Source organism: Paenibacillus wynnii (genome assembly GCF_030812855.1).
In the GTDB taxonomy this organism is placed as follows: Bacteria; Bacillota; Bacilli; order Paenibacillales; family Paenibacillaceae; genus Paenibacillus_AQ; species Paenibacillus_AQ wynnii_A.
Genome location: NZ_JAUSTK010000037.1, coordinates 22,970 through 44,403, shown reverse-complemented (window position 1 = coordinate 44,403; position 21,434 = coordinate 22,970). Strand labels below are relative to the sequence as shown.

20 protein-coding genes and 1 other RNA gene are annotated in these 21,434 nt (G+C 46.8%); 4 read left to right on the top strand and 17 right to left on the bottom strand.

Features of this window, described 5'->3' with window-relative positions; translation table 11 throughout:
* Nucleotides 1–338 precede the first annotated feature (338 nt).
* The 14 genes from J2T20_RS23370 to rpoE all read right to left on the bottom strand — a co-directional run bounded on the left by J2T20_RS23370 (nt 339) and on the right by rpoE (nt 13,108).
* Nucleotides 339–602, bottom strand: a complete 264-nt coding sequence (locus J2T20_RS23370) for a pro-sigmaK processing inhibitor BofA family protein (RefSeq protein ID WP_307592056.1) — start codon at nt 600–602, stop codon at nt 339–341.
* A 21-nt stretch (nt 603–623) separates the two neighbouring features.
* On the bottom strand, nt 624–890 hold the full coding sequence (locus tag J2T20_RS23365) for a hypothetical protein (RefSeq protein WP_307592055.1): 267 nt from the start codon (nt 888–890) through the stop codon (nt 624–626).
* A 201-nt stretch (nt 891–1,091) separates the two neighbouring features.
* Nucleotides 1,092–1,691, bottom strand: a complete 600-nt coding sequence (gene recR / locus J2T20_RS23360; protein WP_307592053.1) for a recombination mediator RecR — start codon at nt 1,689–1,691, stop codon at nt 1,092–1,094.
* A 41-nt stretch (nt 1,692–1,732) separates the two neighbouring features.
* Nucleotides 1,733–2,044 carry a YbaB/EbfC family nucleoid-associated protein gene (locus J2T20_RS23355; RefSeq protein WP_036651400.1) on the bottom strand — a complete coding sequence of 104 codons (312 nt, stop codon included), beginning with the start codon at nt 2,042–2,044 and terminating at the stop codon, nt 1,733–1,735.
* A gap of 51 nt (nt 2,045–2,095) precedes the next feature.
* Nucleotides 2,096–3,862 (bottom strand): DNA polymerase III subunit gamma/tau, encoded by a 1,767-nt coding sequence (gene dnaX, locus J2T20_RS23350; protein ID WP_307592051.1) that lies wholly within the window; start codon nt 3,860–3,862, stop codon nt 2,096–2,098.
* Nucleotides 3,863–3,995: 133 nt separating this feature from the next.
* Nucleotides 3,996–4,263: signal recognition particle sRNA large type (gene ffs / locus J2T20_RS23345), an RNA gene on the bottom strand.
* Nucleotides 4,264–4,378: 115 nt separating this feature from the next.
* Nucleotides 4,379–4,576 (bottom strand): 50S ribosomal protein L31, encoded by a 198-nt coding sequence (rpmE, locus tag J2T20_RS23340; protein ID WP_076106028.1) that lies wholly within the window; start codon nt 4,574–4,576, stop codon nt 4,379–4,381.
* 122 nt (nt 4,577–4,698) lie between these two features.
* Nucleotides 4,699–5,976 carry a radical SAM protein gene (locus tag J2T20_RS23335; protein WP_307592048.1) on the bottom strand — a complete coding sequence of 426 codons (1,278 nt, stop codon included), beginning with the start codon at nt 5,974–5,976 and terminating at the stop codon, nt 4,699–4,701.
* A gap of 21 nt (nt 5,977–5,997) precedes the next feature.
* Entirely contained in the window at nt 5,998–7,350 is a 1,353-nt protein-coding gene (gene rho, locus J2T20_RS23330) for a transcription termination factor Rho (protein WP_307592045.1), read from the bottom strand.
* A gap of 165 nt (nt 7,351–7,515) precedes the next feature.
* Nucleotides 7,516–8,769: a UDP-N-acetylglucosamine 1-carboxyvinyltransferase gene (locus tag J2T20_RS23325; RefSeq protein ID WP_307592043.1), complete on the bottom strand. Its 1,254-nt coding sequence runs from the start codon at nt 8,767–8,769 to the stop codon at nt 7,516–7,518.
* A gap of 221 nt (nt 8,770–8,990) precedes the next feature.
* Nucleotides 8,991–9,845, bottom strand: a complete 855-nt coding sequence (gene fba, locus J2T20_RS23320) for a class II fructose-1,6-bisphosphate aldolase (RefSeq protein ID WP_307592041.1) — start codon at nt 9,843–9,845, stop codon at nt 8,991–8,993.
* Between the two features lie 297 nt (nt 9,846–10,142).
* On the bottom strand, nt 10,143–10,526 hold the full coding sequence (locus J2T20_RS23315; protein WP_307592039.1) for a response regulator: 384 nt from the start codon (nt 10,524–10,526) through the stop codon (nt 10,143–10,145).
* A gap of 201 nt (nt 10,527–10,727) precedes the next feature.
* On the bottom strand, nt 10,728–12,335 hold the full coding sequence (locus tag J2T20_RS23310; protein ID WP_307592037.1) for a CTP synthase: 1,608 nt from the start codon (nt 12,333–12,335) through the stop codon (nt 10,728–10,730).
* A 218-nt stretch (nt 12,336–12,553) separates the two neighbouring features.
* Complete coding sequence (gene rpoE / locus J2T20_RS23305; RefSeq protein ID WP_307592035.1) at nt 12,554–13,108, bottom strand: DNA-directed RNA polymerase subunit delta; 555 nt, start codon at nt 13,106–13,108, stop codon at nt 12,554–12,556.
* A 423-nt stretch (nt 13,109–13,531) separates the two neighbouring features.
* Between rpoE and J2T20_RS23300 the strand changes: the two genes are divergently transcribed.
* Nucleotides 13,532–14,704 (top strand): S8 family peptidase, encoded by a 1,173-nt coding sequence (locus J2T20_RS23300; RefSeq protein ID WP_307592033.1) that lies wholly within the window; start codon nt 13,532–13,534, stop codon nt 14,702–14,704.
* 50 nt (nt 14,705–14,754) lie between these two features.
* Here J2T20_RS23300 and argS read toward each other — a convergent pair whose 3' ends face one another.
* Both argS and J2T20_RS23290 read right to left on the bottom strand, forming a co-directional pair.
* Nucleotides 14,755–16,440, bottom strand: a complete 1,686-nt coding sequence (gene argS, locus J2T20_RS23295) for an arginine--tRNA ligase (protein WP_307592031.1) — start codon at nt 16,438–16,440, stop codon at nt 14,755–14,757.
* Nucleotides 16,437–16,880 carry a DUF1934 domain-containing protein gene (locus tag J2T20_RS23290; RefSeq protein ID WP_307592030.1) on the bottom strand — a complete coding sequence of 148 codons (444 nt, stop codon included), beginning with the start codon at nt 16,878–16,880 and terminating at the stop codon, nt 16,437–16,439. The genes argS and J2T20_RS23290 overlap by 4 nt, the downstream gene beginning before the upstream one ends.
* A gap of 330 nt (nt 16,881–17,210) precedes the next feature.
* Here J2T20_RS23290 and J2T20_RS23285 point away from each other — a divergent pair, with 330 nt between their 5' ends.
* The 3 genes from J2T20_RS23285 to J2T20_RS23275 all read left to right on the top strand — a co-directional run bounded on the left by J2T20_RS23285 (nt 17,211) and on the right by J2T20_RS23275 (nt 20,738).
* Nucleotides 17,211–19,277: a transglycosylase domain-containing protein gene (locus J2T20_RS23285; protein WP_307592029.1), complete on the top strand. Its 2,067-nt coding sequence runs from the start codon at nt 17,211–17,213 to the stop codon at nt 19,275–19,277.
* 91 nt (nt 19,278–19,368) lie between these two features.
* The gene (locus J2T20_RS23280; RefSeq protein ID WP_307592028.1) at nt 19,369–20,052 is read left to right on the top strand and encodes a DNA-3-methyladenine glycosylase; all 684 of its coding nucleotides are present in this window, start codon (nt 19,369–19,371) and stop codon (nt 20,050–20,052) included.
* A gap of 227 nt (nt 20,053–20,279) precedes the next feature.
* Nucleotides 20,280–20,738, top strand: a complete 459-nt coding sequence (locus J2T20_RS23275; protein ID WP_307592026.1) for an AbrB/MazE/SpoVT family DNA-binding domain-containing protein — start codon at nt 20,280–20,282, stop codon at nt 20,736–20,738.
* 94 nt (nt 20,739–20,832) lie between these two features.
* Here the strand turns inward: J2T20_RS23275 and J2T20_RS23270 are convergent, their stop codons facing one another.
* A complete protein-coding gene (locus J2T20_RS23270) occupies nt 20,833–21,339 on the bottom strand; it encodes a YwhD family protein (RefSeq protein ID WP_307592024.1) in 507 nt (168 codons plus the stop codon).
* Between the last annotated feature and the right edge of the window lie 95 nt (nt 21,340–21,434).

Sequence of the window (21,434 nt, the reverse complement as noted above, 5' to 3'; positions counted from 1 at the left end):
TCAGAAAGAGCGATTGCTCATTTTGAAACATCTGACGAGAATTTTCATTCTCTTGATGAAATTTCAAAAGCGTGAAACACGCTGTGAAACTCATCCATTTTGGATTTTACTCTCGTAAAATCCCACTCACTCGTTGTTCAGTTTTCAAAGATCAATGTCTCGTTTGTCGCTCATTTTGTCTCAGCAGCGACCTTTATAATATATCACAGCACTCTCATTCTAGTCAAGCGTTTTTTTAATTTAACTTTTCGCTTTACCATCTCGGCAAGATATTCGAGAACATCTTGTCCAAAGGGCCGAAAACTAATATATCATATACTTTAAACTCCCGTCAACCCTTAAAACAATGTTATTTTAAGTCCCATAAGCATAATGACACCTGGTAAGCCAAGTATAGTTACTGTGCCGATGGTTACCGGGTTCAAAGGTACATGCACCCCACTGATTAATCCTGAGAAGTTCACTACATAAAGAGCTAATGCCGCCAGAACCAAGTGGGTGCCAAAGAGGCTGATCCAGCCCCACCCCAACCTTTTTTTCATCACTATAAATATTAGTAAGGCCGCTGATATAATCAATACACCCATCGCCGCTAGCTTCACGTTGTCCCCTCCCTTAAATAACTACCCTTCCTCCGACTGCATTTGACTGCGGTTCAACCCTAACAACTTGGCATGCTTTAAGTGGATCTGATATTTTCGTTCTGCCGCCTCAAGAATAAAGATGGCGTAATCAATCTGATCCTCTCCTGAAGCTTCATCAAACATTAGACGGGCTCTTTCCCACTCCCCTTGAGCTTTGCGCACTTCTAAGTATGCCCCCCAGTTATCGTCACTCATATGCTTCTGGGCTTCCCTGCTACTTCTACGCTTATAACTCCACCAGCCCATTTCGATACCCCCTTCAGATTGAACTCAACGATACTTGCATCGTTAATCTCATTCATATCGGGAAAGGGACAAACTTAGAACCAAAAAAAGAAGCCCCAATCCGGGCTTCTCTTCACAATTGATACTGCAAGCATTGTAAGAAATATATCTGTCAATGAATTCTAAGTAGCTAGATACTATTACGCTATCCGGTAGCACCTATTAAAAAAGCTCACGGCGACCTTCCAATGCCTTGGACAATGTAACCTCATCTGCATATTCAAGATCGCCCCCAACGGGCAATCCATGAGCTATTCTGGTAATCCTAATTTCAAAAGGTCTGACAAGCCGGGAGATATACATAGCGGTAGCTTCGCCTTCAATGTTAGGATTAGTCGCCATAATAAGTTCCTTCACCCTTTCATCACTTAGACGGGTCAGTAGCTCCTTTAGACGGATATCATCAGGTCCGATACCCTCCATAGGGGAGATGGCTCCTTGCAGAACATGGTAGTACCCGTTAAATTCCTTAGTTCGTTCTATGGCTACAAGATCTTTGGAATCCTGAACCACACAAATAACGGAAGGATCACGAGTTTTGTCCTGACACACGCGGCAGGGATCAGTGTCTGTAATGTTACAGCAGACCGAACAATAGTGGAGATTACGCTTAACACTTACGAGAGCCTTGGCAAAATCAATAACCTCGTCCTCTTTCATGTTCAGCACATGAAACGCCAGCCGGGCAGCCGTCTTTGGACCGATTCCCGGCAAACGTGTGAATGCATCGATCAGCTTAGCTAGCGGTTCGGGATAATACACTGTGGTGGTTCTCCTTTGGGTATAGCTTTATTGAGTACGGACTAGAATAAGCCGGGGATTTTCATGCCGCCGGTGAATTTACCCATGTCATTATTAGCAAGCTCTTCCGCCTGGGTAAGCGCATCGTTTACAGCGATAATTACTAGATCCTGCAGCATTTCTACATCTTCCGGATCAACAGCCTCAGGCTTAATTTGAATAGAGAGCAGTTTTTTATGACCATTTACTTGAACGGTTACTACTCCGCCGCCAGAAGTGCCTTCGATTACCTTGCCACCAAGCTCTTCTTGGGCCTTAAGCATTTGCTCTTGCATTTTTTTGACCTGCTTCATCATCTGGTTCATATTATTCATACATCATCTCTCCTCTGGAATACGCATTCGCGTGATAATATATTTTTCACTCTACTCTTTTATGATAACAAGGTCTTCCCCAAACAGCTGGATCGCCTCATCAATCCAAGGTTCTGATGTTCCGCCTGCCGCTTCATGCTCATGTTCCAGCCGCAGTTCTTCCTTACTTACTTGACTCACAGACTTAAGGGCAGCCTCATTCCAATCACGAAGCATTATTGTCACAAGTCTGTATGGCTTGCCTAAACGAGCCGCCAACACTCCTTCAATAACCTGTCTGTTGACAGGCTTCTCTGTAGTGTCACGGTGAATCGTATTTTTGAAGGCAACAAGAACTGCATCCTCTATAACAGACACTGGTTCCCCATCCACAAACCATGCATGAACGGTTACTTTCTCCTCTTTCACGGCTTGAAGCACAAGACTCCACTGCTTATAGACCGCTGCAAAATCAGTGCTGTCCTTGCCGGCAATGAAAAGATCCATATGAGGCGGCATTTTGCCTGGTGCCGATATACGAGGAGCAGGGGTTTGTGCTGCCCCGGATCTCGAAGGAGCCCCCGCTTCACGCCCGCCGCTAGAAATACTGCCGGATTGCATAGCTTGTTCCAGCTTTTTCTCCAGCGCAACGATCTGTCTCTTCAGGATAACCAACTCACTCTGATGAACAGCCGGAAGGCCGGCCGAAACAGCGACAGAGGCAGATGAGTCCATAGTAACAGGAAGATCACCCTGCCGCATACTGCACAGCTTCATAAGGGCTACCTCAAACAAGGTCTGCGGATGAGTCGCATATTTCATCTCACCAAGATAACGGTTCAGCGTATCAACGATCTCAAAGAGCCGCTCCCGGGAGAAAGCTGCCGCCATATCCTTGAACTCTGCTGGATTTAAGACTCGGTCTGTTAGTTGATCTGCCCCCGGAACCATTTTGATCATTAGCAGATCGCGGAAATAATGGAGCAAATTCTCTAGACATTTGTCGGCACTTTTACCTTCATGCATAAGCTGCTCCACCAACTCCAGAAGCAGCCCCATGTTACCTTCCAGTATGGCCGAAGCCAACCGGGCAAATTGCTCTGCAGGTATCCCACCTGTCATACCGAGCACCTGCTGATAAGTTACATGCCCATCGGTAAATGAGGATATCTGATCCAATATACTGAGCGCATCACGCATACCGCCATCTGACAGACGGGCAATATACTGTAATGCGTCAGGGTCCGCTTCAATTCCCTCTTTTTCGCAAATCTCACTAAGCAGACCTGTCTGCTCTTCAAGCGATACTCTACGAAAATCAAAGCGCTGACAACGCGAAATAATCGTTGCCGGCAATTTGTGGGGTTCGGTTGTAGCCAGAATGAACATTACATGCGGTGGCGGTTCCTCAAGAGTCTTCAGAAGAGCATTAAACGCTTCTGTAGTCAGCATATGCACTTCATCAATAATATACACTTTACGGCGTACCTCGGTAGGGGCATATTTGACCTTGTCCCGTAAGTCGCGAATTTCTTCTACACCCCGGTTGGAGGCTGCATCTATCTCCTGAACATCCATTACATTCCCCGCAGTAATCCGCAGACAAGAGGGACATTCATTACAAGGCTCTGAACCTTGTTGGCGCTCACAGTTGACCGCCTTGGCCAGTACCTTCGCAGCACTAGTCTTACCCGTTCCTCGCGGACCGCTGAACAGATAGGCATGCGAAACCCGCTGTTCACGAATAGCATTCTGCAGCGTTTGGATAATGTGCCGTTGTCCTACCATGTCTTTAAACGACTGTGGCCGCCACGCACGATACAACGCGATATGTTCCACTATGCTTTACCCTCTTTCAACTGCCGCATTCCCGGCGTTAATCGCTTATTTATTATACTATAATCCTTAGGCTTTGACCAAAAACAAAAAGCATCTTCGCTTATCGCAAAGATGCATTAATTATAAGTATAAACCGTGCACCTGTTATTGATAGCTGCGATCCAAGCGGCAACCCTACGCGACTGCTCGGACTAGGCAACCCTCCGGCACAAGAGTAACTTACTTATGGCTGCTTCCTTCCGGACCTGACCAGGTTCATAAGCACTCATTGCGGAGGACCCAATCGTCAACACAGCACGTAGGGACCAAGGCCTCACATCGACAGCACCTCTAACAGGAATTCAACCTCGCTACAGCGGATTGCGAGTTACAGGGCACCGCTACCTCCCCGTCTAGCACGGCGAACTCAAGTATAGCTCACACCTAAATAAAAATCAACCATATTGGGGAATCCAAAAACCCCCAACTATAAAAGTCGGGGGTTTGTGTTATTAAGCCGCAGAATGGCTAATTAAATTAGATACCGTATTTCTTCTTGAATTTATCGACACGACCACCAGCATCCAGGAACTTCTGCTTACCAGTAAAGAAAGGGTGGCAGTTGGAGCAAATTTCGACGCGAAGCTCTTGTTTAACAGAGCCGGCTTCAAAAGTATTGCCACATGCGCAGGTTACCTTAGTCAAGTTATACTTTGGTTGAATTGCTTCTTGCATTTGAATTTCACCTCTTTTGCCCTGGGCCTCATGCGGGCACAGAGTTATAATGAACAGATATTCACATTCTACCACGAAATAAATGAATCGGCAATATGTTTCAATTTTACATTTTTCGAGTGTTAAATATGGACGCTCCCTGATTTGATACGTGCCATATTTGCAGGCGGAATATGAGTATATGAGCCGATAACAACTTCCGGCAGTTCCTCACGAAAAATATCAAGCATCGTTTTCATGCCAAGTATTTCACCTTTGGCAGGAGGAATTAATCCCAGATAGCTCTCCGGGTCAATGTTCAGGTTACGCATCTGGATTAGCCTCAGTCCTGTACGTCTAACAAATTCAACCATAGCCTCAACCTCTTCTTCCCGGTCCGTTACTCCCGGAAACACCAGATAGTTAATTGAAGTATAGACACCTTGAGATACTGCGTACTTCAGGGACTTCTCGACATTAGCCAGTGTGTATCCACGCGGCTTATAATAAGCGTTGTAATGGTCATCCAATGCACTTATAGTGCTGACACGCATTAAATCAAGACCTGCATCAACAATTCCGCGGATATGGTCATTTAAGCCGGCATTTGTGTTGATATTGATATATCCCATATTTGTAGTGGCACGAACTTCACGCATAGCTTCAATAATGATCTTGGCTTGCGTAGAGGGTTCGCCTTCACAACCTTGCCCGAAGCTGACAATGGATTCCGGTGTCTTCAGATGCTCCAGCATAACTTGTACTAGCTCATCGACTCTTGGACGGAAGTCCATCCGTGTCTGCGGAGAGACAAAGCCGCTATCCTCCGGCTGATCGGAAATACAACCAAAACAACCCGCATTACAGGAATGGGAGACAGGTACAGCACCCTCCCAGCGGCCTAAAAAGCTATTGGAAGACGTAAGACATTCATACTCAAGCGCACAATTGGAGAGATGCTCGTAGAGGCGGTTCTCCGGGTATTTGGCCAAAAGCTCGCTAACACCAGCTTTTACACCCTTAGTATCACAATTGAGCGGATTCCATTTCTCTGGGTCATCCGTAAGTTCCGCACCTACGTAAAAACCCCCGTCCTTCCACACAACCGCAGAGTATCCGAACAGTGGAAGCTTATAAGATTTATCTGTCTTTACGTAACCGGGAAGGCACAGGCGTGTAAATCCTTGCGGCAAAAGCGCACCCACAGCCTGCGATCCTTCCGGCAAGGGCAGCATTTCACCCGTCTCAGGGTTCATGCCCGCCGCCCGTGTATTCGGCAATCCTACAAGCGTAGCGCCTTCCGGCAGCGGAATCAACTCTTCTTCTAATATTTCAACGATCATATCTCCACTGCGGGCCAAGCCGTACAGTTCGGGATGATCATAGACATTTCCTTGCTCATCAGCATATACCAAATACATGGTTAATCACCTCTTATCATTCTAAGTTGTAGGTATGGATGGGGTCTTTGGACGTGTTGTGCGCCGTGCCGCAGCACCGCTATTGGAGGTTCCTCCATTGCTGGCCGTACCGTTTGAAGATTCCTTGGAACCGGCAACATCAAAAGATGCCAAGAATTCAGCGTTCGTCTTAGTGTCACGCAACTTTTTGATAAACCCTTCCACAAAATCGTAGGATTCATTCATATTTTTACGAATAGTCCAAATCGTATCGAGCTCTTCCTTGGTAAGCAATACCTCTTCACGACGCGTACCTGAGCGACGAATATCTATAGCAGGGAAAATCCGGCGTTCGGCCAGTTTGCGATCCAAGTGAAGTTCCATGTTTCCTGTGCCTTTAAACTCTTCATAGATAATATCGTCCATGCGGGAACCCGTATCGATCAGTGCAGTCGCCAAAATCGTCAGACTTCCGCCTTCCTCAACATTCCGAGCCGATCCAAAAAACCGCTTGGGCCTATGAAAAGCTGCCGGATCAATACCGCCACTTAGTGTCCGGCCAGACGGCGGAACCACGAGATTATAAGCACGGGCTAAACGGGTTATGCTATCAAGCAGGATTACGACATCCTTTTTATGCTCTACTAGACGAAGTGCGCGTTGTAAGACGAGTTCGGCCACTTTGATATGGTTCTCAGGAAGCTCATCAAAGGTCGAAGCCACGACTTCACCCTTCACAGAACGCTGCATATCTGTTACTTCTTCAGGTCGCTCATCTATAAGTAGCACAAACAATTCAATCTCAGGATTATTAATGGAGATACTGTTGGCAATTTCTTTCAGCAGGAGCGTTTTCCCCGCTTTGGGAGGTGCTACAATTAAACCGCGCTGCCCCAGACCTACGGGAGCAAGTAAATCCATTATTCGGGTAGATAAATGGGTAGGGGATGTTTCAAGCGGCAGCTTAACTTGCGGATAAAGAGGTGTTAGTGCTGGGAAATGGAGACGTTCCGCTGCAGTGGCAGGATTCTCGCCATTTACGGCATTGACCTGTAATAGTCCAAAATATCGTTCATTTTCTTTGGGTGTCCGGCATTTCCCCGAGACAAGATCCCCGCTTCTGAGATCAAACTTACGAATTTGAGAGGCTGATATATAGATATCTTCAGCACTGGGCAAATAGTTAATCGGTCTTAGAAAACCATACCCTTCAGGTAGAATTTCCAGCACACCTTCCATAAACATGAGCCCACTCTGCTCGGCTTGCGCCCTTAGGATTGCAAAGATCAGTTCCCGCTTCTTCATCTGGCCGTAGTAGGGAATCTGGTATTTTTTAGCCAGTGTGTACAGATCGGTCAGCTTCATTACTTCCAAATCGGAAATTTGAAGATCCATGTAATAACCACCTATTCAATTTTTTATATGAGTTCATCTAGCAATCAATACATATGGTATATTAAGAGTCCAGTAAAATCCTCATTAGGATAGGATTACCCAAAAAAGAAGGAGATATGCAGTAAGTATGCAAATAAACTCCTCCTTTCTTGGGGGTATACGAATTTATTCGTTCTCACGCCATACTTCAGCGCCTAGCTGACGAAGGTTAATGACCAGGTTGTCATAGCCACGATCAATATATTCAACACCCGTCACCTCAGTAATACCATCCTCAACCGTCAATCCCGCAATAACAAGTGCAGCACCAGCCCGCAAATCAGTTGCTTTAACCTTTGCGGCATTAAGTTTATTGCCCTCGATGATCGCAGATCGGCCCTCAACACGGATCTTAGCGCCCATACGTACTAATTCAGGTACATGCTTAAAGCGGCTACTGTAGACAAAATCACTTAGTACACTAACACCTTCCGCCTGAGTTAGCAAGCTTGTCATAGGGGATTGCAAGTCGGTGGGAAACCCTGGATAAATTAGCGCTTTTACATCGACATGACCATATCGAGCCTTACCGATCACACGAATGCTCTCGTCTAGCTCTTCAATACCCACACCCATCTCCAGCAGCTTTGCCGTTAATGCTTCCAAATGCTTAGGAATTACGTTATCTATAACCACGTCACCGCGCGTCGCTGCAGCGGCAATCATATATGTTCCAGCTTGAATCCGGTCAGGAATGATAGAGTGACGGCAACCATGCATCTCCGTGACACCCTCAATTCGGATAGTTTCAGTACCGGCGCCTTTAATAACAGCGCCCATAGAGTTTAATAGGGTAGCTACATCTATAATCTCAGGCTCTTTAGCCGCGTTTTCGATAATTGTAGAGCCTTTGGCCCGTGAAGCGGCCAGCATAATGTTAATAGTGGCACCTACGCTGGATACGTCCAAATAAATCTTCGCACCGCGCAGTTCTTTTGCATAAAGGTGGATAGAGCCGTGTTCATTGGTAACTGTGGCACCCAGCGCTTCAAATCCCTTGATGTGCTGGTCGATCGGACGGGGCTCAAAATTACAGCCGCCGGGAAGACCTATGGTTGCTTCCTTGAATCTTCCAAGAAGTGCTCCCATCATATAATAAGAAGCCCGAAGTTTCTTGACAGGCCCGTTGGGCATAGGAATCGATAAAATACGTGAGGGATCAATTCTCATTTGGCTGCCTGACCAGGATACACTTGCGCCTAACTCTTCAAGGATCTCGGAATAGACGGCAACATCGCTAAGGATTGGCAAATTATCCAGAATAACTTCAGATTCGGCTAAAATCGCCGCAGGAATAAGCGCGATCGCACTATTCTTTGCTCCGCTGATGGTTACAACACCCTGCAGTGGACGTCCACCGTCAATCATTAATTTTTCCATATATTATCTGGTTCCCCCTACGTGTATTGCAACTGATCGACAATACGTGCTGTGGCTTTTTTGGTGATGAAAATGGAAAGACACCGTCTAGGCGGTGTGCTTTCCAAATGATACTATTTAATTAGACTGAGTTAAAGGACGTTTCCTGTGCATACAGACAGTTCTGTGTATGTATCCTGTGAGTATGTTCACTAGGATTAATGTGCAATTGGTAAAATCTATTACGCTTTGTTGTTAGAACCAAACTCACGAATTTTGCCAATAACGGTTTGTTTGATCGCTTCACGACCTGGTACGATGAATACGCGTGGATCATAAGCATCTGGTTTTGCAGCAAGAACTTCACGAACGGTTTTAGCAAACACGATTTGGTTCTCAGTGTTTACGTTGATTTTGGAAGTACCCAGGGAGATTGCTTTGTCGATATCATGTTTAGGAATACCTGTACCACCGTGCAGAACGAGTGGAACCTTAACAGCATCGCGAACTTCTTCCATTTCCTTGAATCCAAGGTTAGGCTCGCCCAGGTATGGTCCATGAACGGAACCAAGTGCAGGAGCCAGAGTGTCGATACCTGTTTCTTTAACGATGCGTACGCATTCGTTCAGGTCAGCATACATGATGCCGCCGATAACGTCGTCTTCCTGGCCGCCAACAGTACCTACTTCAGCTTCAACGGAAACGCCTTTAGCGTGTGCATATTCAACCACTTGCTTTGTCATTTCGATGTTCTCATCAATCGAGTGGTGGGAACCATCGATCATTACAGATGTAAATCCAGCGTCAATCGCAGCTTTACATTTGTCGAAGCTTGAACCGTGATCCAAGTGAATGGCTACTGGTACAGTGATTTTCATATCTTCAATAAGGCCTTCTACCATCTTTACAACAGTGTTAAAGCCGCCCATGTGACGAGCTGCTCCTTCAGAAACTCCAAGAATTACTGGTGACTTCTCTTCTTCTGCTGCACCAAGAATCGCTTGTGTCCACTCCAAGTTGTTGATGTTGTACTGACCTACTGCATATTTTCCTGCAAGTGCTTTGTTTAACATGTCTGTCATAGATACTAATGGCATGGTTTCAATCCTCCTAAGAATGTTGGGTTAACTCTATTTTTAAGCCGACATCACATACAGGATTATTATAGCACATCCTGTCTCAAATACTAAATAGGGTAAGCAAAAAAATGTCCCGGTGGGACGTTATTTACCCAACCCTTCCCGGAACTAGCCTGTATCAACGCAAATCCTCCTACTTGATAGCCATTAGGAGGATTTAATCGGACATATATTTCATTAAGTCGCAGAAACCTCAAAGATCATACTCCTAATTATAAAAAGTCAAAAGGACTCTGAGAACAACAGAATCCTGACTTAGCTGCACTGATCAGCCGGCTTAGCGTGGAGATGCATATTAACAGCTACCCGCATTTCATCGATATCAAAGGGTTTGGTGAAATGCATAAGAGCCCCTAAGTTTGTTGCTTCCTTTATCATATCGAGCTCTCCGTAGGCAGTCATCATGATGACCTTAATAGCAGGGTCAATTTCCTTCAGATGCTTCAAGATCTCCAGCCCATCCATTCCGGGAATCTTCATATCAAGAAGAACCAGGTCAGGTGACTCAGTACGCATAATCTCTAATGCCAATTTACCGTTAGCTGCTTGGAAAGTCGTGTATCCCTCACTGTTGAACACTTCCATAAGTAGAATGCGAATTCCGTTTTGGTCATCAACAATTAACACTTTCTTTTTCATACGCTAAACCCCCTAGAAATTTACGGCAAATTGATTACACCGCGCTCCCCACAGCAAACGGCTCTTCGGCAATTAAATCCATATCAGACTATAATTCGTGATTTGTATGCATATTCCTCCTATTTGGATAAAATTGCATAAATAAAAAGAGCCTCCAAAAGGAAGCTCTTCAAGGTGCAGTATTAGGAGTTGTTCAAAAAATTACAACTGTTCGGAATGTGTCAGCGAAGCCTTGACGAATTCACGGAACAAAGGCTGTGGACGGTTTGGACGGGATGTAAATTCTGGATGGAATTGAACGGACAGGAACCACGGATGACCCGGTAGCTCAACAATCTCCACCAAACGTCCATCCGGGGAAGCCCCCGAAATAACCAGGCCAGCTTTCTCAATTTCGTCACGGTATGCATTATTGAACTCATAACGGTGGCGGTGACGTTCGTATACAAGCTCATCTGCATAACATTCCATAGCTAAGGAATCAGGCAGAAGTTTACAAGGATACAATCCTAGACGCATCGTTCCGCCCATATCTTCAATATCTTTCTGCTCTGGAAGCAGATCGATTACAGGATACGATGTTGTCGGATCAATCTCGGAGCTGTTCGCACCTTCAAGGCCTACAATAGAACGGGCATATTCAATAACTGATACTTGCATACCCAGGCAAATCCCAAAGAATGGTATAGACTTCTCACGTGCATAACGGATCGCTGAAATTTTACCTTCAATTCCCCGATCACCGAAGCCTCCGGGAACCAGAATACCGCCAATACCGCGCAGCATCTCATCTACATTCTCATCGGTAATTTCCTCAGCGTTCACCCAGCGGAGTTTGACCTCAGCATTAGCGGCAAAACCGGCATGAGATAGTGATTCCACTACACTCAGGTAGGCATCATGCAGGGCTACGTACTTACCAACAATTGCGATCTCAACTGTTTTTTCAAGTTTTTGGATGCGTTCAAGCATACTTTCCCATTCCCGCATATCCGGTGCTGGAGTAGTAAGCTTCAAATGATTGACGACAATCTCGTCCAATCCCTCATCACGCAGGTTCAGCGGCACCTCATACAAGGTCGCAGCGTCACGGCATTCCACTACCGCATTAGCGTCAATATCGCAGAAAAGGGCTATCTTTGCCTTCATATCAGCAGATAGCTCATGCTCTGTACGACAAACAATGACATTCGGTTGAATACCGATACTGCGCAGCTCTTTAACGCTGTGCTGGGTCGGTTTGGTTTTAACTTCTCCAGCAGCCTTAATGTATGGAATCAAGGTTACATGGATGTACATAACATTCTCGCGACCAATGTCACTCTTGATTTGGCGAATAGCTTCCAGGAACGGAAGACTCTCAATATCGCCTACGGTTCCGCCGATTTCAGTAATCACGACATCAGAGCTGGTTTCGCGTCCAGCACGGAATACGCGCTCCTTAATCTCATTGGTAATGTGGGGGATGACCTGAACGGTTCCACCCAGATATTCACCGCGTCTTTCTTTGCTAATTACTGATGAGTAAATTTTACCCGTTGTTACGTTATTACTTTTTGACAAATTAATGTCAATGAAACGCTCATAGTGGCCAAGATCAAGGTCGGTCTCCGCTCCATCGTCTGTCACGAATACTTCTCCATGCTGATAAGGGCTCATCGTTCCCGGGTCAACATTAAGATACGGATCGAATTTTTGAATCGTAACCTTTAAACCTCTGTTCTTAAGCAACCTGCCCAAAGAAGCGGCAGTGATGCCTTTGCCAAGAGAAGACACAACGCCACCCGTTACAAAAATATACTTTGTCACTGTAAAACCCTCCTAATAAAGTTCCAGAAATTCAGGCGACGTTTGAGAAAACCGCGGCTACATGCCATTTAAAAAAACAAAAAAGTGACACCCGTAGACCCGGGGCACTTTTTATTGTTAGAAAAAAATATTAATCTTCATCATAAGCCCATGCAATAGTTTACTCTGACGCTTTCCCTCTGTCAAGGGCAGAATTATGCCATTGGAAATCTGCTTAATTATAGGTCGTCTTCGTCTTCGGCATTCTCATCGACGCCTTCGTCCGAATCTTCCTCATCGTCTCCATCTTCGTCAATGTCATCATCATCAATAACGACATCTTCGTCAACTTCCTCTTCGCTGTCGTCGTCAGAATAGAGGTCGTCACGATCGTCATCGATCACGTCGAAATCCTCTTCTTCAGCAGCGTAATTCTCTTCTTCTTCAGCAAAGTCGTCATCTTCTAAATCGTCATCTTCGTCATTGATAATACGCGGACGTTTAGAGTTACCAACTGGATCGTCGGAGCGTTCCAGAGGATACCAGCGTTTCAATCCCCATAGGTTGGTGCCGACACAGGCAAAACGCCCGTCAATGTTAATCTCGGTATATAGCTGGGCGATAGTATTGTTAGTTTGTTCTTCAGTCATACCGCGCAGCTTGGCCACCTCGACCATCAAATCACGGTAATAATACGGCGTATTTGCCGCCTTGAGCACCAGAAAAGCCAGATCCACCATCGGCATTTCTTTAAGTTTCTCCGGATCAAGCTTTAAATTGAGTGGCGTACTCACTAAGGACACTTCCTCTCACACAATGTTCACATTACTACATTTTAATTCAATATATCCTTTAACAAACCTAAGTAAAACCTATTTGGCTGCAAATTGCAAGTCAAAAGCAATAACTAAAGAACTGAACAAGGCTCACTGTTATCATGTTGTAAAGAACAGAACGGCTTGATCCGGCATTCAACACCTCGCAACAAGAAAAAGGCGGAGGAAAATCCTCCGCACATGACTGTATCCACGCCAAGGATCGGCTCCTTACGGGATTGCAAAGAGAGTAATTGATCTCTTCTGTTTATTTTATGTGTTCCGCTGTCTTTTGACACGATGGGGTGCCTATTTCGTTAAAAAAGGGCAAGTTCCCATTCGTCTCCTCCTCTTCATTCATACAATATGGCACACGGCACCAAGGAGGGGACGGCGAAAAACATGGATTATTACGGATTCTGGCAAAGTCTTCTGGAGGAGCTGTCAGTTGCCCCCAAACGTGGAGAGCGGCGCATCGTTACATTTTATGATGCCCGTGAGTATGCCGCAGCGCTCTCAAAGTGGAAATCCTTAAAAACAAAACAACCAGAGCTCCGAAAGGTACAAATATCCCCGATGATCCGGGCCTTCTTTGTACCTGCTGCAGGAGCTGAGAAGCTGATACGAAAATTCTCAGACACCATAAGCATCGAAGATGATTTAAGAATGCAAATCCATACCCTGCCTGGGGAGAAGACTGGAACGGTCATGCCTTGGGGGGTGAAAGCGATTCATGCTCCGCAGGCCTGGTCGAAATCAACAGGTGTCCATGTCAAAATAGGCGTTATTGACACCGGTGCTGATTACCGCCATCCAGATTTACGACACTCGCTAGCATCAGGTATAAACCTGCTTCATCGAGGGATGCTGCCCCTTGATGACAACGGACACGGTACCCATATTGCCGGCACGCTGGCGGCCGCTGGCGGCTCCCGAGGGATGATGGGCGTGGCTCCACGGTCGCTTCTGTATCCTGTCAAAGCGTTTGACCATACCGGCTCAGCATATGTCTCCGACATCGTACTTGGTATCGATTGGTGTGTTCAGAATAAGATTGACCTTATCAATATGAGCTTCGGGATGAAAACCAGAAGCAAAGCCCTGCACAATGTTGTTCTTAAAGCCTATCATGCAGGCATTGCCATCATCGCCTCATCAGGCAATGACGGGAAACGTGGCGGTGATTACCCCGCCCGTTATTCTGAAGCCATAGCCGTAGGCGCTGTCGACAAAAAACGTCAGGTCGCCGGCTTCAGTAATCGCGGCCCGTATATTGACGTATACGGGCCCGGTGAGGGCGTTCCCTCCTGCTGGCTGAGGGAAGGGTATAAAGAAATGAGCGGCACATCCATGGCGACCTCCCATGTTACGGGAGCCGCTGCTCTGCTGCTCGCCCTGCGACCGGGCCTCACGCCACGGGAGCTGAAGCTGCTCCTGCGGCGCACCGCCTCCCCAGTGCGGCTGCGCAAAGGTCAGCGCCGCGCTACGCTAGGAGGCGGAGCAGCGGACGCGCTGCGCTTGCTGCGGGCAGGGTCGCGAAACCAGCCACTCAAAGCAAACTCCGCCCCCCGATAACGGGAGGCGGAGGCCTTAGTTGCTGGATTAGCTGCTGATTCAACAGCCGCTTACATTTTGTCCGGTGAAGTTACAGCAATCAGACGCAGCACATTGGCGATCGTTGTACGCGTTGCGCCAAGCAATGCCAGACGCGCTAGTGTCTGGGCTCCATCCTCAGTAATTACACGCTCTGCTTTGTAATAGCTGTGGAAGAGCGCAGCCAAATCATAAACATAACGGACCAAGCGGTGCGGAGCATAACCCTCTGCCGCAACGGCAATCTCGGATGGAAGCTCACCGATTTTGCGAAGCAAATCATATTCATGTACTGCTGTCAGCTTGGTGTAATCTACCTGTGATAAGTCCGGCAGAGTTATGCCTTGCTCCTCAGCCTGACGGAATATGCTGCAAATACGCGCATGCGCGTATTGTACATAGAAGACAGGGTTCTCATTGGACGTCGAAATCGCCAAGTCCATGTCGAAATCCAGATGAGAGTCCATGCTCCGCATTGTAAAGAAGTAACGGATGGCGTCAATGCCAACCTCTTCCATTAATTCCTCCATCGTTACGGCTTTACCAGTACGTTTGGACATTTTAACTTTTTCGCCGTCCTGAAACAGACTTACCATTTGGGCAATCAGCACAACCAACTTGTCAGGGTCGTTACCCAGTGCAGACATTGCAGCCTTCATCCGCGGGATATAGCCGTGATGATCCGCACCCCATATATTAATCATTTTATCGTAGCCGCGGCCGTATTTATCGCTGTGATAAGCAATGTCCGGCGTAAGGTAAGTGTAGGTGCCGTCATTCTTGATCAGTACGCGGTCCTTGTCGTCGCCATATTTAGTGGTCTGCAGCCAAGTCGCGCCTTCTTCTTCATACACTTCTCCGCGTTGACGCAGTTCGTCCAGCGAGTTCAATACTTCTCCATTCTCATAAAGCGAGGTTTCGCTGAACCAGATATCGAAGGAAACGCGGAATCGACCCAAATCACGTTTGATTTTATCGAGCTCCTTCTCCAGTCCGTAGGTGCGGAAGAAAGCAGCACGGTCTCCCGGAGTCATAGCTAGCAGGGAATCACCCTTTTCAAGCACGAGTTCCCTCGCAAAGCCTTTAATATCCTCGCCATGGTATCCGTCTTCAGGCATTTCAGCCGGTTGACCAAGCTCCTGCAAATAACGCGTCTCTATGGATCTGCACAGATTAGCCACTTGGTTACCCGCATCATTAATGTAATATTCACGGCTAACCTTATATCCGGCAAAATCCAGTACGTTACACAGGGCATCACCCACCGCCGCACCGCGAGCATGTCCCAAATGCAGACTGCCTGTAGGGTTAGCACTTACAAATTCAACTTCTACCTTTTGTCCTTGTCCTATGCTGACACGACCATAATCTTCTCCCTGTTCGGCCACAAGGCTGATGACAGGATATAGATAATGCTTGGACAATGTGAAGTTAATGAAACCCGGTCCGGCAATCTCCGCTTTTTCAATCACAGCATGGCTTGAATCCAAATGTTCTACAATGGCCTCGGCAATTTGGCGCGGATTACGCTTGGCAATCTTGGTTAGCTGCATGGCAGCATTTGTTGCCAGATCTCCATGGGCTTTATCCTTAGGGACTTCCAGTGTAATCGCTGGAAGCTCTTCGCGTGTGACCAGACCGGCAGCAATTACTGCATCGGCAATAGCCTCTTTCACCCGTTCATTAACTAGCTCTAACGGATTTTGAATCGTTGTCATGATTTTGGTTCCTCCTGTATATGCAAACTAATAGCGAACTTTCCAGATAACTCTTCGTAAACGTACAGATCATAATCCAGCGATACCTTCAGGGAACGTCCATCACGTACAATATCAAGCTCCCGGGTTTCAGTCGCAAGATTAAATTGGGTATAGGGGGAACGGTAAAATCCCGGCAAACGCCGCCCTTCTTGAAAGCTCTGCTCGGATTCTACACCACCATGTCGGATAATCTTCAGCTCGTTACCTGCTATCTTTAGGGTTGTTCGAATAGAAACGTCTTCTCCCTGTGGTCCCTGCCCCGGTTCAACATACCGGATGTACAACTGGGATCCCTTGGCTATAACTTCCCCGGAAACGTTCAAAACACTCTGTTCGCCTTCATGAAGGCTTACGAGCGAAACGGAGACGCTATATTTGTCAGACGATAATTCAGGCATACTATGCTCCTCAATTCTGCAAGCCTCTGCACAAGAAGAAACGGCTGCACCATCCTATACAAGACGGCATCCGTTCTCGGAAAAATATACGGATACAAGTATATTTTTGAGCAAAGGCGTATTCGCTTTCCATTGTACTACTATATCCAGTTCAAGAGAGCAATTCAATTCTTATTGTTGATTTTCCTGCTTTTTGAAAGCGAACTTGATGTCTGATTGAATATCCCGACTCTTCCTTCCCCATAATGAAAGTAAAAAAGACAGACCGGTCTCTGCAAGTTCATACCATTCGTTGTCAGTTTTGAAAAGCGAGAAAAGGAGCATGGTGCCATGACGCGTCAATCAAATTCACCCATACCGAAACGCCGCTTCCCGCGAATACTCCGGCTGCTGGCTACCTTGATCGTTCTATTCCTGCTGGCAGCGGGGGGCTTGTTAGGGTACTTGTATCAAAAAGAGCTCCCGCCTGCCTCGGACGATATCCGCTCCAAGCTGTTAGACTCCAGAGGCAACGTTCTAGCTACCTTTTCCCCGGATGGCAGGAGTCGGGAGCCGGTAGCTCTCAAGGATATCTCTCCGCTAGTTATCCAGGCAACACTGGCTGTAGAGGACCGCAAATTTTATGAGCACTCTGGATTCGATCTTAAGGGCATGGGGCGTGCCGTACTGGTTAATCTTGAAAATGGAAGCCGCACACAGGGAGCCAGTACGCTAACCCAACAGCTAGCACGGAATCTCTATCTCTCCCACGAGAAAACGTGGACCCGAAAAGCTAAGGAAGCAGTCTATACACTGCAGCTAGAGATGAAATACAGTAAGGATGAAATTCTACGCATGTATCTGAATGAAATCTATTACGGTCACGGTGCCTACGGAATCGAGGCGGCATCCCAGATGTACTTTGGCAAATCAGCCGCTGATTTGAATCTGGCTGAAAGTGCTATGCTGGCCGGTATTCCGAAGGGTCCCACCTACTATTCTCCTTACAGCCATTTGGACAACGCTAAAAAGCGCCAACGAATTATTTTATCAGTCATGGCTGAGCTAGGGGAAATTACAAAAAATGAAGCAGAACAGGCCTCACAGGAGACACTGAATTTGAAGCCTCAGGGGAAGAAGGACACCCTTGTTACTGCGCCTTATTTTCGCGACTATGTCCGCACCCTTGTAACGAATCTTCTCCATATCACCAGCGATGAGCTGGATCAGGGCGGACTAAACGTATATACAACGCTAGATCAAGATATGCAGCGCGCAGCGGAAACTGCAGTGGAGAAAGAGATGGATGGGGATGGAGAGCTGGAAACCGCCTTGGTATCCGTAGATCCTCGGAATGGTTATCTGAAGGCTATGGTCGGGGGTAAAAACTACCGGACGAATCAGTTTAATCATGCTCTCTCTTCTACACGTCAGCCCGGCTCGTCTTTTAAACCGATTATGTATTTGACTGCTTTATCTACCAAGACAATGACAGGCCTATCGGTCTTCAACAGTCAGCCGACGCTTTTTCATTATGATAACAACCGAAAGACCTATCAGCCCCGCAATTTTGGGGACAAGTATCTTGGAGAGATTAATATGCGCCAGGCTATAGCAGCCTCGGATAATATTTATGCTGTAAATACGATTATGAAGGTAGGTGCGGATAAGGTAGCTGAAATGGCTGCTAAAATGGGCATCGACAGCCCGCTCCAAAGCGTACCCTCTCTCGCACTTGGCACTTCACCCGTCAGCCCGCTGGAGATGGCCTCAGCCTTTGCAGTGATCGGAGGCGGGGGGGTCCAAACGCCCATAACTGTAATCTTAAAGATTACTGATGCCAGAGGGGATACCCTCTACGAAGCCCCTAGGCCTCTGGGTAAGACTGTAGTGGAGCCGGCAGCGGCCTATGTACTGACTCGATTAATGGAAGGTGTGTTCGAAACAGGCGGCACCGGGAATCGTGTAGCTTCCATTATCAAACGCCCCGTAGCCGGTAAGACGGGAACTACCGACACCGATGCATGGATGGTGGGCTTCACCCCTGAACTCTCCACTGCAGTGTGGGTTGGCTACGATAAAGGTCGAAATATTACTACAGCTGATGGGCGACGTGCGGCCCCTATTTTTGCTCAGTTCACAGAAAAGGCACTTGAGAATGTACCGCCTAAAATCTTTCCCATTCCTGACGGCGTTGTCAATGTATATATCAATCCTGAGTCCGGTAAATTGGCCACATCAGGTTGCCCTACCAAGGAGCTGGATACCTTTATCAGCGGCACGGAACCCACTGAATATTGTGATCAGCATGGAAGTGACAGCTCAAACCCTGAGGGAGAAGGCTCCTCTACACCTATCAATCCCACCAAGGAGGATGGTTCCCTCTGGGATGATATTAAACGCTGGTGGTTGAACTAGCCTTTGTTGCCAATCGCATCTGCCATGGGATACCATGAGACCAACCCATGACTGGGTCATCTTATACCCATGCCCGAAGGGGGACCCTGCCATGAATGCTGACAACCATCCTCACCGTAAAAGATCTGCTTATCCCGACCTGCCACTCCCACGCCCATTCTATGACTATACCGCCCTGGAGGCCGCTCCGCGTCTGTTAGGGCAGCATTTAATCCGCCGTACAGAGGCGGGCGACATCGTCTGCCGCATCGTAGAAACCGAAAGCTACGGCGGGATCGAGGATAAGGGGAGCCATGCTTACGGGGGCCGACGCACAGCCCGCACGGAGATTATGTTCAAAGCCGGTGGCGCAGCCTACATCTATCTAATTTACGGGATGCATTACTGTCTTAATGTGGTGACCGCTGAGCCGGATAATCCCCAGGCAGTACTCATTCGGGGGGTGCAGCCACTCACTCCCGTTGATGCAGAATATATGGCCGCAAATCGCAATATCAAGATTAAGCGACCTTCTGACTTGTCCGGTGGGCCGGGTAAGCTCTGCCGGGCACTTAGAATAGATAAGAGTCTTAACGGCACACGTCTTGATGCTCCTGGAGGGGCGCTGTGGCTTGAACAGGGCGACGATCCTGTAAGTCTTGATATTGTGCAGTCACCCCGCATCAACATTCCTTATGCTGAAGAATATGTCTCTCAGCCTTGGCGTTTCTATATCAAAGACAACCCCTACATTTCTGTAAAAGAAAAGAATGAACAGGCTTTTACATGGACTTAAATATCCGCTTGGTGGTTTCATGGCTTAATAATTGGGTATAAAAATATAGAACCCTAATCAACCTCTCTCGCTGGAACTTATGAAGCCGGAGAGGTTTTCTTTTGCTAGTTAGAGTATCAGAATATTTAATATATGTATGCGCTTTCCCCTATGCTTTAAATTACATTTACTGTATACTTTATAATCGTAACGACCATCAAATCTTAAGATTAAATGAGGGACATGGAATGAAGGATACAGGCATGATCCGGAGTTTAGATAGTCTTGGACGAATTGTGGTTCCCGCTGAAATCCGCATGACACGCAATATTGATATTGGGGATCCTATAGAATTTTTTGTTCTGGATGAGAGTATTATTGTACTAAGAAAGTACACATCGACCGAATGTACGTTTTGCAGAAGTCTTGATAATGTCTCTTATTACAAGGATCAATTCATTTGCAGCCATTGTCTGAGTGAGTTGAGTCTTCCTGAGCATCATCTAGAGGATTCAGCACCGCTTAAGAACACCGGAGAACCTGCCTATGAGGCCAACAAGAAGAAAAGAGCTAGAACTGAAGAGATGAGGGTTCGGCTGGAGCAGGCCATAAAAGATCATCCCCACGCCAATCAAAAAGAGCTCGCCAATAGGCTCGGCATCAGCCAAGCAAGAGTAAGTCAGCTTAAGCGAAGGTTTACCCTTTAATACTATAGAATGATCTACTGATATGTTAAAAAAGGCTACGTTCTTCCTTCAGCAGGAGAGCGTAGCCTTTCTATGTTCTATTCTTCACTATTCTTTACTCTGAAAGTGCTGCTTTCAGTTCTTGAGGTGAAGCTGCCCACCATTCTGCATTATGAGCAATAAGCAGAGATTGCAACGCGGCTTTCTCTACGGTGCCCAACCCCTCTACGATTACCTTCCTCTTTAGGGAAGCATCAAGCTTATTCACATGATCGGCAAGAATCTTCCAGCCCCGCCGCGCCTCTGTATCTATCCACATTTCACAAGCAGTCAATCCGGCATAAAACTGGCCTTCCACTGTGCGATCGACAGCTACCCATACAAGCCACACTTGTCTGCCTGCAGGAACATCTTCTCGGTTGGTTGAGAATTTAATACCCTTCTCTACCTTACTTTTGGCGTGCATAGCACCAATATCAATTACTGCCTCTCCGCCATCAATAATAACAGGTGATACATTGTTCAGATCAATAGAGCCTGCTCCGAACCCTTTATGCTTGCTCTTGGCGTTCACAATATTCAAAGCAATCTGCTTTTTGCCCTCCGGCTGTACGTTATCCATGCTGCACGTCCCTTCTCCTGCGAATAATTTAATTTTAGCTAATAATACAGTGATTGCAAACATATACATCCCGTAGATGCTTGTCAACGGGAGGA